This is a genomic window from Mycoplana sp. ABR4_002, assembly GCF_056159645.1.
The window spans coordinates 4260949-4273747 of sequence record NZ_JBSWVO010000001.1 but is presented as its reverse complement, the minus strand read 5'-3'; the positions used below and the strand labels follow the sequence as shown (position 1 = coordinate 4273747).

Genomic DNA, 12799 nt, shown 5'->3' with positions numbered 1-12799 from the left:
CATTACGGCTAATCATAGCAAAATAGGAAGGCGATATTCACTCCATCGAAACCGAGCAATGGAGTCATCGCAATGCCCAGCCATCTGAAGCTCACCGGGAAGACCGCTCTCATCACGGGAGGTTCCCGCTCCATCGGCGCCGCCATCGCAAAGCGCCTGGCGACAGACGGAGCCGCCGTCGCCATCACCTACAGCTCATCGCCGGGAAAGGCCGCCGCGGTCGTGAAGGAAATCGAAAGCGCAGGCGGTCGCGCCATCGCCATCCATGCCGATTCCGGGAACCCAGAAGCCGTGCGCGCTGCGGTGGCCAAGACCGAGGAGACCTTCGGCTCGCTCGACATCCTCGTCAACAATGCCGGGATCGCACTTGGTGGTCCGATCGAGGACATCAGCTTCGAAGACTACCAGCGCATGATCGCGGTCAACGTCACCGGTGTGTTCGTCGGCACGCAGGAAGCCGCACGCCGCATGAAATCGGGCGGGCGCATCATTCAAATCGGTTCTTCGATGATCCGCTATGCAGCCTTTCCAACCGCGTCTCTCTACACGCTGACCAAGGGGGCCGTTGCCGGCTTCAATCGCAGCTTGGTCCGCGATCTCGGCCCCAAGGGCATCACCGTGAATACCGTGCACCCCGGCCCGACCGACACCGACATGAACCCGGACGGGGGTCCCGTCTCGAAGATCGTCGGCCCCGGCATGGCGATCGGCCGCTACGGCAAGGACTACGAGGTTGCCAGTGTCGTGGCTTATCTCGCCAGCCCCGAGGCTGCGTTCGTAACCGGTGCTGACATCGTCGCCGATGGCGGCTTTACCGCCTAGGCATCAATCCAGACTGGAGACCCCCATGTCTATCGGCATCATTGGAGCCGGCGAGATCGGCTCCGCGTTCGCCCGCGCGCTTGCGCGAGCCGGGATCGCCGCAACGATCGCGAACAGCCGTCGTCCAGACACGCTTCGCGACCTTGCACGGGAACTGGCGCCACACCTCACCGCAGCCACCATCCAGGAAGCGGCCGGGGCCGATCTCGTGCTGGTTGCTGTACCGTGGTCGAAGCTGCCGCAGGCGCTCAGGAGCCTCCCCGATTGGGCGGGCCGAATCGTGATCGACGCCAACAATCCGATCGAGCGTCCACTCTTCAAGCCGGCGGAACTCAATGGCCGCCTGTCGACGGAAGTCTTCACCGGCCTGGTGCCGGGCGCACGTGTCGTCAAGGCGTTCAATCATCTCCCGCCGCATCTGCTCTCGGGTGATCCGCACGCTGAGGGTGGAAGCCGCGTCCTCTTCTACTCGGGGGACGACGCGAAGTCGAAGGCCGAAGTAGGCGCGCTGATCGCCAGGCTGGGCTTCGCCGGCATCGATCTCGGACCGGTCGCGGTCGGTGGAAAGCTCGTGCAGTTTCCGGGTGGTCCGCTTCCGGGGCTCGACCTCGTGAAGTTCTGACGCGCGGAGTTTTGCCGGGAAGAACCCCTGCTTCGGCCATCGGCGCATCCGCGCCGGCCTGGGGACCAAGGTCCGCCACCGGGACATTGTCCTGTTCCTGACCGGAAAAGGTACTCTTCTGCAGTGTATTTTGCGTTCCGTGGCGGTTATTGTTCCTCTCGATGCGGCCCTGTCGGAGTTCCGGTCGTGCGTTGCTATTCCTTCGGGCCATTCGTGCTGTTTCCGGAGCGCCAGTCGCTGATGCGGGCGGACAGGGTCGTTCGTATCGGCAGCCGCGCCCTGGAGATCCTCGCCGCTCTGGTCGAACGCCCCGGCGACGTGTTGAGCAAGACGGAACTGGTGTCGCGCGCCTGGCCCGACACCTTCGTCGAGGAAAGCAATCTGCGGGTGACCATTGCAGCGCTTCGCCGGGCCCTTGGCGACACTCTGGGCGATACGCGGTTCATAGCAACGGTGAGCGGACGGGGCTATCGGTTCGTCGCGCCCGTGCAAGCGACGTGGGAGGGCAAGGCCCCGGCCGCAGCGAGCGCGCACGGTGCCCGCCCGCACAATCTGCCGGCTTCGTCGACCCGCCTGCTGGGAAGGCGCACTTCAAGGGATGTGGTCCTGCGCGCCCTCGAGGTTTCGCCTCTTGTGACAATCGTCGGTCCCGGCGGCATCGGCAAAACCAGGTTGGCCCTTGCTGTCGCCGGCCAGCTCGCATCCGCCTACGACGACGGTGTCTGGTTCGTGGATCTCGCGACGGTGAACGATGCCGGCCTCGTCTCGACGTCAATAGCCGCCGCGATCGGTCTGAGGGTGCATTCGGCGGATGTCGCCACCGCGTTGGCCGCCTTTGCGGCCGACAGAGAGTTCATGCTCGTCCTCGACAACTGCGAGCATCTCATCGACGCGGTGGCCGCTTGCGCCGAAGCGCTGCTGGCTGCGGCGCCAAGGATGCGGATCCTCGCCACAAGCCGAGAACCGACCCGGGTTCCGGCGGAAAAGGTCTATCGCCTGCCGCCCCTCAGGACACCGCCGAGGACGGCCGGACTTTCCCCGGCTCGGGCGCTGGCCTTTCCGGCCGTCCAACTCTTCGTCGAGCGCGCCGCCGGTCGTTTGGGCGAGTTCGTGCTGACCGAAGAGAACGCCCCGGTCGTGGCGGAAATCTGTCGCAGACTGGACGGTCTGGCCCTTGCGATCGAGCTTGCCGCGCCTCGACTGGAATCCTTCAACGCATCCGAACTCCTTGTACTTCTCAGCGATCAATCTCAGGTGTTGTGCGGCAGCCGGTCCGGTGACAGCCGCCACCGGACCCTGGCCGCGACGCTGGACTGGAGCTACCGACTTCTCGCCGAGCCCGAGCGCGCACTGTTGCGCTGCCTGTCGGTGTTCGCCGGTGCCTTCACCCTGGAATCGGCCTGCGCCATTGCAGTTCAGAAAGGACAGGCCCGCGGCGAATGCATTCGCGCTGTCGCGGACCTCGTTGCCAAGTCGCTTGTCGCGACCGAAAGGGGCGTGCTCGGAACGCATTACAGGCTGCTCGATACCACCCGCAGATACGCCCTGCAAAAGCTCGCCGAAAGCGGAGAAGCCGAGCGTCTGCGCCAACGTCATGCCGAGCATCTGCTCGAACTGTCCGAGCGCGCCGAGACCGAATGGAAAACCCGCCCGACGGCCCAGTGGTTGGCGGAGTACGGCGGCAAGATCGACGACGTCCGCGGCGCCTTGGCCTGGGCGCTTTCCAGCGACCGCAGCAGAACCGTCGGCGTCGCGCTTACCGTTGCCGCGATCCCGTTCTGGGAGCATCTCTCGCTCGTGGAGGAATGCCGCGCCCGGGTCGAATGCGCCCTCGTCGACAGCCTTGCCCCGTTTCGCGACATGCGCGACGACATGAAGCTGAACTTTGCGCTTGGCACTGCCCTGCTCCACACGCGCGGCCCGCTCCCGGACGTCCAGGATGCCTGGCAGACGGCCCTGAACTGCGCCGAAACGCTCAACGACACCGACTACCAGCTTCGGTGCCTCTGGGGCTTGTGCGACTACTTCACCTGGACCGGCGAGCATCAGTCGGCGCTGGCGATGGCGGGCAGGATAGCGAAGCTGGCCACCGAGCGCGGCGATCTCGCCGCACGCACCAATGTCGGTCGGCAGACGGGCACCGCCCTGCGCTATCTGGGCGAACTGGCCGAGGCTCGGCACCACCTCGAATGCATGATCGTCCGCTACGACCCGCCCGTTGCGCGTTCGGACATTGCGCGGTTCCAGCTGGACCCGCGATCGGCCGCGCGGGGAACCCTTGCCAACGTCCTCTGGCTGCAGGGGCAGCCCGACACCGCGCTCGCTATGGCGCAACGGCAGCTGGAGGAGGCGCGGGCGGCGGAACACGCGCTGGCACTCTGCAACGCTCTGGTCCACACGACCTGCCCGCTCGCGCTGCTGACCGGCGACCTTGCAGCCGCAGAGCGCATGCTGGCCGCAATCGACGCTCATGTGGCTGCCCATGCCATGACGATCTGGAACGCCATGGTCCGTTGTCTGCGCGGGGACTGGCTCCTGCAGAACGGCGATGCATCGGGGCTGACCTTGTTGCGCGGCGCTCTCGACGAGCTTCTGGCGGCCGGCTTCCGCATGCGCTCTCCATTCTATGCCGGCGTCTATGCCGAGGGGCTGGGAGATCAGGGGGACGTCGGCGCGGGGCTGGCGGCGATCGAGGAGGCCGTCACGCTTTCGACCTCGACCGGCGAGATGTGGTGCATGCCGGAACTGCTGCGCATCAAGGCGGACCTGCTGTGCAAGGAAGAGGCGGGCCGGAGGACGGAGGCCATCGAGGGGCTTTTCTCCGAGGCCCTCGCCATGGCGCGCCGCCAGGGCGCTCTGTCATGGGAGTTGCGCGCTGCAACGGCATTGGCCGGGCATTGGCATCGGTCCGGCCAAGAGGCGCGGGCCGGCGAAATTCTGGCGCCGATTTACCGTCGCTTCGGCGAAGGCTTTGCCACCCGTGATCTGGTGAAGGCCCGCTCGTTGCTTGATGCCGTGGCAGGCCGGGGCGACCGATCGGCGCACCAGGCGCGTCGCTAGCGCGTCAGGGACCGGGTGCGGCCGTCGAGCATGAGCAGGATCGGGGCGATCGCTGCCACCCCGGCAAAGATCACGAAGGTCTCGGCATAGCGTGTTCCCCCGGCGGCCATGACATGGAGGGACGCCGGCCCGAGGCCGGCGCCGATCGTCAAGGCCATGTAGTTGATACCGTAGAGCTTGCCGAAGCTGCGCATTCCGAAGCGTTTCGACAGAAGGTAGCCGATCGCGTCGCCTTCCGCCCCCGTGGCGAGGCCGAAGAAGACGGCGCTGACATAGACCGGAACCTGGCCTTCGGTATTCGACAGGATCAGGTGGCCGACAACGGGCGACAGGAAGGCGAGGCTGGTCAAGGGAACCGCGGGAAACCTGTCGAGCAAGGCCCCGAAACCGAGGCGCATGACAATGAAGGTCAACCCTACGAGGCTCATGACAAAGGCGGCATTGGCCGGATCGGCCCCCCGGTCCGCCAGCACCACGGGGAGGGAAATGGATCCGGCCGCCGCTGCGAAGTAATTGAGCAGGAAGGCGCCCAGCAGCAGCCAGAAGCTTGTGGTCGCCGCCGCCTCGCGGACGGTCTGACCGGCAATCCCGACGCGGTCGCGCCCCTGCAGCATCGGCGGATCGCGGATAGCCAAGAGCGCGACTGGAAGCGTGACCGCCATCGCCGCCAGCCCGGCCGCCACGAAGGCGAAGCGCCAGCCCCACCCGGATATCAGGAATGCCAACGCCGGAGGAACGGTTGCAATCCCCACCCCCACGAAGGAGAGCATGGTGCCGAGGGCAAGGCCGCGCCGTGCGGAGAACCATCCGACGACCACATGCGTATACGGCACGCCGGTCTGGGCAGCCCCCAGCAGGCTCGCCACGACGACCGCCACGGCGAAGCTTGGCAAACTCCACGACAGGGCCCCGACGCCGATCAGGCCGATCGCCATGGACACGGACGATACGATCAGCACACGGCGCGGACCGAAACGATCCGTGAGCGCGCCCACGACAGGCGACATCAAGCCGTTTACGACCGCTATCGGCGCGACGACGGCGGCCACCAGGGTGCGATCCCATCGGGTGTCCTCGGCAATGGGCACAATGAAGACGCTGAAGCCGTAGATCAGCACGATGCCGATGCTGAAATACATCCCCGCACCCGAACCGAGCACGATTGCAATCCGTCTGGTCCGACCCACCGTCGCGTCCATGGCCAAGCAATGCCCTTGTTGGCGCCACGCACAGAGGCGGGCGGCGTGCCGGGGATCTCACTGCGCATCCCCGCCGCATCAAGTCGCGCGGGTTCACCATATTTCACCGATCTTAACGACGCTCACAACCGCGGACGCGGTAGAATCTCGCCAGTCACCACGCGATCGACAGGATGAAACGATGTCCCATCAGCAAAAGACAGGCATCCCGCCGGAAGACCCGGATCGCCGCACCGTTCTGCGCGCCGCCGGCGGCGTTGCGGTCGGCGGACTTGCCGCCGCTCTTGCAGGCAGGGCGCCGGCCTCGGCCCAGGAAACGCCGACGGCGGCGCGCAATCAAAATTCGCTGGCTGCGCGGCTCCAAGGGGTACAGCATTTCGGCCTCACCGTACAGAACATGGAGCGCGCGTATGAATTCTACACGGACGTTCTCGGCGGGACCGAGGTATTCCGACACGGCGACTTCCAGGGCGATTCCGTTCAGAACACGCTGCTTGCCGACCAGGAAATCCTGGCCATCCAGCTCGGCGTCAACCCGCGGACAATCGGCGTGCCCGACCTGCGGGGCGGCGCCCAGCGCCTCGACGTTCGGTTCATCCAGTTCGACAATGTCGTGATCGAACTCCTGCAATACCGCGACGCCGACCAGCCGATGGGCGGCCCCAACGCCTTCGCGGAGCCGCTCGAGCACATGAGCCCCGCATTCCCGCGCATGATGCACATCTGCTTCCACGTGCGCGACGATGTCGATTTCAACCAGTTCATCGCCGATCTCGAAGCGGAGTCCCTGCGACGCGGCATGACGCAGGTGCGGGCAAATCGCATCATCCGCGTTTCCACCGAGGAGGAGCGCAGGGCGGCGCCCCTGAGCGCGAACACCAACAAGGTGACGGTTTCGCCATCGGACGGGTGGGAACTGATCTACTGCAAGGGGCCGGAGGGCGAACAGCTCGAATTCGTCAAGGCGCTAGGCCCCGTCAAGAAGCGCTTTGCCGATGCTCGGGAGGCCCACTTGCGCCTTGCCGGCGCCGGATAGCCGAGAGCCGGTCAACGGCGAGCGGACGCCGGCGGACGGTCCGGGCGCCCCCTTTTTGCGGACAAGGAGAACCGACATGATCACCAAGCTGCGGCTGCAAACGTCAGCCATCCTGCTCGCGGGGTTGATCTTTCCTGCTGGCGCGACGGAAGCGCAGGACGGCCCGGGCCACGGCTACGCGAACGTCCCCGGCGGCGCCTACTCCATCGTTGCCGAGGTGCGAGCCAAACCGGGCAGGGAGGCCGAGCTCCGTGCGATCACGCTTCCCCTCGTCGATCTGGTTCGCGGCGATCCCGCGAACCTCGTCTACTTTCTACAGGAGAACCGAGCGGTTCCCGGTCACTTTGTCTTCTACGAGATCTTCGCCAATGAGGCGGACTTCGAAGCGCACAACGCCATGCCCTATGTGCAGGAGTGGTTTGCCAAGTTGCCGGATCTCGCCGATGGCGGCGTGAAGGTGACGCGAATGGAAATTCTCGTACCACCCGGAAACTAGTTGCACCTTGGAACGTGAACGACGACAGCGCTGCGCTTGCGGGGCGCTCCGCTGGGCGCGCTAGACCAACGTCGGAAAAGGATCTCTGCGATGAGACTGAAGGGAAAGACTGCATTGGTCACGGGTGCGGCCGGCGGAATCGGCCATGCCGTCGCGAACCTGTTCGACAAGGAGGGCGCCGCCGTCGTCGCCGCCGACATCAGGCAGCCCGACAGGCCCTATCCCGGGGCCATCGAGGCCATGCCGCTCGATGTCACCAACGAGGAGCAATGGGCAGCGGTCGTCGCAGCCATCGTCGGCAAGCACGGCCGTCTTGACGTGCTGGTCAACAATGCCGGCATCATTGCCTACGAACCGCTGGACAAGCTGGAGATGAAGAACTGGCTGAAGATGATCGCGGTCGACCAGACCGGCGTCTTCCTCGGGATGCGGGAGGCGGTGCGCGTCATGCGGAAGCAGCAGGCAGGCACGATCGTCAACATCTCGTCGATCTGGGGCAGCGCGGCGGTCGCGGGGGCCCATGCCTACCATGCCGCCAAGGGCGCGGTCCGCAACATGTCGAAGAATGCGGCAATGACCTATGTGGCCGACGGTATTCGCGTCAACTCGGTTCATCCCGGCTTCATCGCAACGCCGCTGACCGATGCCCAGGCGCCGGATCTGAACGCCGCCGTGATCGATTCCACGCCGATGAAGCGCGCCGGCCTGCCGGACGAGGTGGCCTATGGCTGCCTGTATCTTGCGTCCGACGAGGCCAGCTACGTCACCGGCATCGAGCTGAACATCGACGGCGGCTACCTCGCCCGCTAGGTGGCCCGGCTCACGTCGGCATGGCGAGCAGGACCGAGGCGGGCATGTTCGTTCGGTTGACGAGCGCCCGCGCTTCGCCGGGCGCCAGCCGGCAGCTGTCGAGCGGACGGAGCGTGACGGCCTCGGTCGGCGTCTCGACCGTCACCTCGCCCGAAACGACGATATAGATTTTCTCGACCGGCGCGGATGCGAGCGAGGTATGACCGCCCGGCAGGAGATGCGACAGGCCGATCCAGATCGCATCGGTGTTCGTCGCCTCCTTGCCCTGCAGCCGCAGGCAATGCATGTCGTAATGCTCCGCCGCCTGGTAGGGCCTCGCCTCGTTGTAGCGCGTAATCTGCATGTCAAGGCCTCAGCAGCACGCGGTCGGATGTGCCGCGCAGAACCGAGGCATAGGCCTTGGCCGCATCGGCAAGCCCGTAGACCGTGGCCGGGTTGATCGGGAACGGCTTCAGCTTGCCCTCCTCGAACTTCGGCTTGAGCTTGTCGAAAATCCGCGCGCCCTCGACCGAGGACAGCGCCAGCGTGTCTATGCCGATATACTTGTGGCGGCCTCGGAAGAAGTTGAAGATGTCGAAGGGCACCGCCCGGTCGAAGGTGGAGATGAAGATCTGCCGGGCTTGCTTGGCCATGGCGTTGTTGGCGATTTCGAAGTAGGGGCTGCCGACCGTGTTGAAGACGATGTCGGCGCCGTGCCCGCCAGTCTTCTCCCTGACGATCGCGGCGACGTCGTCGCTCGCGCTGTTGAGCATCTCGACGGGGGCGTTGGCGTGCGCCATCAGCGGCTGCTCGTTGTATTCCACGGCGAAGACGCGGGCGCCGGCCATGGTGGCAAGCTGGATCGCCGCCTGGCCGACCTTGCCATTGCCGCCGCAGACGAGCACGACGTCGGTCGGCTGCACGCCGCCCGCTTCGCGAAGGCCCTCATAGGCGGTGATGAACGGAACGCCGATCGATCCCGCCTCCTCCATGGAGAAGTTGGCGGGCTTGGCCCGCACCGCCTTCTGGTCGAGCACCATCCATTTCGCATGGCTGCCGTCCTGGGTGATGCCGAGCTCGCCGCCGCCGCCCCAGATCTCGAGGCCGACCATCGCCGACGGCCCCTCGCGCACGACGCCGCCGAAGTCGCGCCCCGGCGTGCGTGGCCAGACGGCATGCGGCATGTGCCCGAGCGAGGCCTTGACGTCGCTCGGGTTGACGCCCGCCGCGACGATTTCGACCAGCACCTGGCCCGGTCCGGGCTTGGGGATCGCCACATCGACGAGATCGATCTTCAAGTTGTCGAGATCCGGCGATGTCTCGCTGACCCGGAGCGCCTTGGCCAGCTTGCTGTCGACTTGGATGTTCATGTCTGCTCTCCCGTGGAGTTGAAGGGAATGTCAGCTGGGTAGGTCCAGCATCGCGCGGGCCTGCGAGGGCCCGGCAATCCGGCCACCCAGCTTTTCGATGAGGTCGCGTGCGCGCTCGACGAGTTCGCCGTTGCCTTTGGCGAGTACGCCCTTGGCGATGTAGGAGTTGTCCTCCAGGCCCACGCGCACATGGCCGCCGAGCAGGTAGGACTGCACGGCCATGGGGAAGGACATCCGGCCGACGCCGAAGCCGGTCCAGACCGCGTCGGAAGGCAGCATGCGCACGGCCGTCGCCATGACGTCGGTGGTCGAAGGAAAGCCGTACCTGACGCCGGTAACGATGGTGAACAGCGGCGGCGACCGCAACACGCCAGCCTTCAGCAGATCCTGCGCCAGCTGGATATGGCCGGTGTCGAACACCTCGAGTTCCGGTTTCGACCCGGCCTCGTAGATCATCTCGGCCATGATCCTGACGTTGGCGGGTGTGTTGATGACCACCTCCGCGCCGAAGGTCATGGTGTTGAGGTCGAGCGTCGCGATGTCGGGCTTCAACGCGGTAATGTGCTCGACGCGTCTCTCCGGCCGCATCAGGGTCGTGCGCGGGCCGGCGACCGCCGGGTCGTCGTCGCTGGGATGATAACGCCCGCCTGGCCCGGTGGTGAGGTTGAGGATCAGCGCGTCGTTCTTTGCGCGGATACGCTCGACCACCTCCCGATAGTAGCCAAGCTCCATCGAGGGGCTTCCCGTCTCGGGGTCGCGCACATGGATGTGGGCGATTGCCGCGCCCGCCTCCGCCGCCTCCAGGCAGGACTCGGCGATCTCCTCCGGGGTGACCGGCAGGCCGGGGTGGTTTTCCCGGGTCGTCAGGTTGCCGGTGACCGCGCAGGTGATGATGACGTCCTGCTGCATCAAAGATGCCTCCCCCCGTCGACGACGATCCGGTCGCCGGTCGAAAATTTCAGATGTGTCGCGCAGGCGAGAATCGCCTGGGCAACATCGACTGGTGCGGTGATGCGCTTCAGGGGCGTCGTCACCGCAACCTTGTCGTTGAACTCCTTGCCGCGGCCCGGCACGAACTGCGTGTCGACCGCGCCGGGCGAGACCGACAGCACGCGGACCTGCGGCGCCAGCGCCCGTGCCAGCGCCTTGGTCATGACGTCGAGCCCCGCCTTGGCGCCGCAATAGGCGACATTGGAGCCGACGCCGGTGAAGGCCGCGATCGAGGAGACGCTGACGATGAGGCCGTCCCCGCTCGCCCGTAGCGCCGGCGCGAAGGCGCGGATCGTCGAGAAGACTCCGCGCCAGTTGTTGACGAAGATCTGGTCGATCAACTCGTCGGTGAGCGCATCGAGGTCCTGGTGCGGAACCGGTCGAGTGACGCCGGCGCTGTTGACGAGCATGTCGACCCCGCCCATGGCGCCGAGCACCCGGTCGCGGAAGGCCAGGATGCTGGCGCTGTCTTCGATCGAGAGACCGGCAACGATGTGGCCGTCGCCGGCGAGCGTGTCGAGAACCGCCCGCGCCTCCGCCTCGGACGAGCGGTATCCGACCACGACACGCGCCCCCTCCGCTGCAAGCAGCCGGCAGGTTTCGCGGCCGATGCCGCCCGAGCCGCCCGTCACCACGGCCACCTTGCCGGCAAGCGGCAGGCCCTTCGCCTGCATCGCCGTCATGACTTCGACCCCGAGATGGGCGGCGCCGGATAGGTCGGATCACCGACCGTCAGCCGGAACTGGTAGGCGCAGGTGTAGAAGGGGGCCGCAACGCCCGGATAGTCCGGATGTGGTTCGCGGTGTTCGATGAAGTCGCCGACGATCTGTTGCTTGGCACCGAAGACGACGTCGTCGGCGAGCGCCTCGGGCGTGTCGGAGAAGATCTGGGTGATCAGTGTCTTGTGGCCGGGCGCCGAGACGATGAAATGAATGTGGGCCGGGCGCATCGGCCGCCGGCGCTGGGCGCGCAACAGTTCGCCCACCGGTCCGTCGGTCGGCACTGGATAGCCTGCCGGCTTGACCGAGACGAAGTGAAAGCTGCCGTCCGCATCCGTGTGGAAGACACCGCGCAGGTTGAAATCGTCCTGGCCGGGATCCTGGTTCTCGTACAGGCCTACGGGCGACGCCTGCCAGACGTCGAGCTTGGCGCCGGCGATCGGCGTGCCGTCGACCTCCGTCACGGTGCCGTTGAAGAAGAGCTTGGGACCCGGTGTCTCGGAACGAGCGATGCAGTCGCCGCAGGCGCAGTCCGGCGCCTTGCCACGATAGAACGGGCCGAGCAGCGCGGACAGGGTCTCGCCCTGCATGCCGTCATTGTTGATGAGGTCAATCAGGGTCGAGGCGCCGAGAACGTCGGCGGCGAGCACGACCTCGTTGTTGATCTCGTTCGTGTGATGACCGAGGGCGGCGACCCATTGCAGCGCCGCTTCGAACTCGGCTTCGGTTGGCCGGGTCTCGAGGATGAAGGCGTGGAGATGGCGCGTCGCCGAAGCCATGATGGTCTTGAGGCGGGCATTGTCCGTGCCTTCCATCGCCCGCAGAACCATGGGTGTCACGTCTTCGACGGTGGATATCAGCACGGGTTCGACCTTGGAGTGTTGCATGATCTTCCTCCTTTCCTCAGGCCGCCGGCGCCCGTTCGGCGGCGAGATGAGAGTACTTCTCCGTCAGAAGGGAGCCGTGATAGTAGGTCTGGGCGAAGGCTTCGGTCTCGCGCATGCGGTCGAGCCAGCGGGCGATGGCGGGCGCCGCGGTCCACATCCGGCCGAGATTGATGTCGTCCATGCGCACAATGACCGGCAGGATGGCGATGTCGGCAAGCGACAGCGCGGAGCCGAGGATGAAGGGGCCGCCGCCGTCGTCGAGCCAGGTGGCCAGGCGATCGACGCCACGCTGCAGCCGCGCCAGCGCCTCGTCCATCTCGGCCTTCGGAAAGCCGGTCCGGCCCATCTTCAGCAGGAACTCACGCCGCAGCGGCTTGCTGTCGCAGACCGCCAGGAACTCCGCCTCGCTCATGGCCTGGTAATGCGGCAGGAATGCGAGGTTGTAGGACGGCACGCGCACCGCTGGTGTCGGGACCTCGTCGATGTAGCGCATGCAGGCCCGCATCGCGGCGATCCTCAGCGGATCGGCCGGTCGAAGCGGTGCAACCTCGGGATGGATGTCCTCCAGATATTCCAGGATGACGGAGGAATCGACCACAGCATGGCCGTCGTGGACGAGCGCGGGCACGAGCCCGTTCGGGTTGATCGCCAGATATTCCGGGTGCAGTTGGTCGCCCTTGAACAGGTCGAGCTTGTGCTCGGTGAAGGCGATTCCCTTGGCATGCAGCGTATAGCGCACGCGCTGGCTGCAGGTCGATTGCGGAGCGTTGTACAGCACGTATTCGGACATGGCTTCCTCCTCCTGCGGC

General features: G+C 66.0%; 13 protein-coding genes. 6 read left to right on the top strand and 7 right to left on the bottom strand.

What is annotated here, in order from left to right; all coding sequences use genetic code 11:
* The first annotated feature begins 72 nt into the window (after positions 1 to 72).
* The 3 genes from ACXAGF_RS20295 to ACXAGF_RS20285 all read left to right on the top strand — a co-directional run bounded on the left by ACXAGF_RS20295 (position 73) and on the right by ACXAGF_RS20285 (position 4504).
* Positions 73 to 822, top strand: coding sequence for a 3-oxoacyl-ACP reductase family protein (locus ACXAGF_RS20295; protein ID WP_475019165.1), 750 nt, complete (start codon positions 73 to 75; stop codon positions 820 to 822).
* Positions 823 to 847: 25 nt separating this feature from the next.
* Positions 848 to 1444, top strand: coding sequence for an NADPH-dependent F420 reductase (locus ACXAGF_RS20290; RefSeq protein ID WP_475019164.1), 597 nt, complete (start codon positions 848 to 850; stop codon positions 1442 to 1444).
* Between the two features lie 186 nt (positions 1445 to 1630).
* On the top strand, positions 1631 to 4504 hold the full coding sequence (locus ACXAGF_RS20285) for an ATP-binding protein (RefSeq protein ID WP_475019163.1): 2874 nt from the start codon (positions 1631 to 1633) through the stop codon (positions 4502 to 4504).
* Here the strand turns inward: ACXAGF_RS20285 and ACXAGF_RS20280 are convergent.
* Positions 4501 to 5691 (bottom strand): MFS transporter, encoded by a 1191-nt coding sequence (locus tag ACXAGF_RS20280; protein WP_475019162.1) that lies wholly within the window; start codon positions 5689 to 5691, stop codon positions 4501 to 4503. The genes ACXAGF_RS20285 and ACXAGF_RS20280 overlap by 4 nt on opposite strands.
* A gap of 193 nt (positions 5692 to 5884) precedes the next feature.
* Here ACXAGF_RS20280 and ACXAGF_RS20275 point away from each other — a divergent pair, with 193 nt between their 5' ends.
* From ACXAGF_RS20275 to ACXAGF_RS20265, 3 genes are all read left to right on the top strand, one after another.
* The gene (locus ACXAGF_RS20275) at positions 5885 to 6739 is read left to right on the top strand and encodes a VOC family protein (RefSeq protein ID WP_475019161.1); all 855 of its coding nucleotides are present in this window, start codon (positions 5885 to 5887) and stop codon (positions 6737 to 6739) included.
* 76 nt (positions 6740 to 6815) lie between these two features.
* Positions 6816 to 7235 carry a putative quinol monooxygenase gene (locus ACXAGF_RS20270; RefSeq protein ID WP_475019160.1) on the top strand — a complete coding sequence of 140 codons (420 nt, stop codon included), beginning with the start codon at positions 6816 to 6818 and terminating at the stop codon, positions 7233 to 7235.
* 90 nt (positions 7236 to 7325) lie between these two features.
* Positions 7326 to 8045, top strand: coding sequence for an SDR family NAD(P)-dependent oxidoreductase (locus tag ACXAGF_RS20265; protein WP_475019159.1), 720 nt, complete (start codon positions 7326 to 7328; stop codon positions 8043 to 8045).
* A gap of 10 nt (positions 8046 to 8055) precedes the next feature.
* Here the strand turns inward: ACXAGF_RS20265 and ACXAGF_RS20260 are convergent, their stop codons facing one another.
* Genes ACXAGF_RS20260 through ACXAGF_RS20235 form a run of 6 tightly spaced genes read right to left on the bottom strand, consistent with a single transcriptional unit; the run spans position 8056 to position 12780 of the window.
* A complete protein-coding gene (locus ACXAGF_RS20260) occupies positions 8056 to 8388 on the bottom strand; it encodes a cupin domain-containing protein (protein WP_475019158.1) in 333 nt (110 codons plus the stop codon).
* Between the two features lies 1 nt (position 8389).
* Positions 8390 to 9394 carry a quinone oxidoreductase family protein gene (locus tag ACXAGF_RS20255; protein ID WP_475019157.1) on the bottom strand — a complete coding sequence of 335 codons (1005 nt, stop codon included), beginning with the start codon at positions 9392 to 9394 and terminating at the stop codon, positions 8390 to 8392.
* A gap of 30 nt (positions 9395 to 9424) precedes the next feature.
* Positions 9425 to 10303, bottom strand: coding sequence for a beta-keto acid cleavage family enzyme (locus tag ACXAGF_RS20250; RefSeq protein ID WP_475019156.1), 879 nt, complete (start codon positions 10301 to 10303; stop codon positions 9425 to 9427).
* Positions 10303 to 11067 (bottom strand): SDR family NAD(P)-dependent oxidoreductase, encoded by a 765-nt coding sequence (locus ACXAGF_RS20245; protein ID WP_475019155.1) that lies wholly within the window; start codon positions 11065 to 11067, stop codon positions 10303 to 10305. Before ACXAGF_RS20245 ends, ACXAGF_RS20250 begins: the two co-directional genes overlap by 1 nt.
* On the bottom strand, positions 11064 to 11990 hold the full coding sequence (locus tag ACXAGF_RS20240) for a dioxygenase family protein (protein ID WP_475019154.1): 927 nt from the start codon (positions 11988 to 11990) through the stop codon (positions 11064 to 11066). The genes ACXAGF_RS20245 and ACXAGF_RS20240 overlap by 4 nt, the downstream gene beginning before the upstream one ends.
* Positions 11991 to 12006: 16 nt before the next feature.
* Positions 12007 to 12780, bottom strand: coding sequence for a glutathione S-transferase family protein (locus ACXAGF_RS20235; RefSeq protein ID WP_475019153.1), 774 nt, complete (start codon positions 12778 to 12780; stop codon positions 12007 to 12009).
* Positions 12781 to 12799: the final 19 nt, after the last annotated feature.

Excerpts from the sequence above, each read along its gene's own strand:
- ACXAGF_RS20295 (WP_475019165.1), top strand. The coding sequence starts at position 73 with ATGCCCAGCCATCTGAAGCTCACCGGGAAGACCGCTCTCATCACGGGA.
- ACXAGF_RS20290 (WP_475019164.1), top strand. The coding sequence starts at position 848 with ATGTCTATCGGCATCATTGGAGCCGGCGAGATCGGCTCCGCGTTCGCC.
- ACXAGF_RS20275 (WP_475019161.1), top strand. The coding sequence starts at position 5,885 with ATGTCCCATCAGCAAAAGACAGGCATCCCGCCGGAAGACCCGGATCGC.
- ACXAGF_RS20270 (WP_475019160.1), top strand. The coding sequence starts at position 6,816 with ATGATCACCAAGCTGCGGCTGCAAACGTCAGCCATCCTGCTCGCGGGG.
- ACXAGF_RS20265 (WP_475019159.1), top strand. The coding sequence starts at position 7,326 with ATGAGACTGAAGGGAAAGACTGCATTGGTCACGGGTGCGGCCGGCGGA.
- ACXAGF_RS20260 (WP_475019158.1), bottom strand. The coding sequence starts at position 8,388 with ATGCAGATTACGCGCTACAACGAGGCGAGGCCCTACCAGGCGGCGGAG.
- ACXAGF_RS20255 (WP_475019157.1), bottom strand. The coding sequence starts at position 9,394 with ATGAACATCCAAGTCGACAGCAAGCTGGCCAAGGCGCTCCGGGTCAGC.
- ACXAGF_RS20250 (WP_475019156.1), bottom strand. The coding sequence starts at position 10,303 with ATGCAGCAGGACGTCATCATCACCTGCGCGGTCACCGGCAACCTGACG.
- ACXAGF_RS20245 (WP_475019155.1), bottom strand. The coding sequence starts at position 11,067 with ATGACGGCGATGCAGGCGAAGGGCCTGCCGCTTGCCGGCAAGGTGGCC.
- ACXAGF_RS20240 (WP_475019154.1), bottom strand. The coding sequence starts at position 11,990 with ATGCAACACTCCAAGGTCGAACCCGTGCTGATATCCACCGTCGAAGAC.
- ACXAGF_RS20235 (WP_475019153.1), bottom strand. The coding sequence starts at position 12,780 with ATGTCCGAATACGTGCTGTACAACGCTCCGCAATCGACCTGCAGCCAG.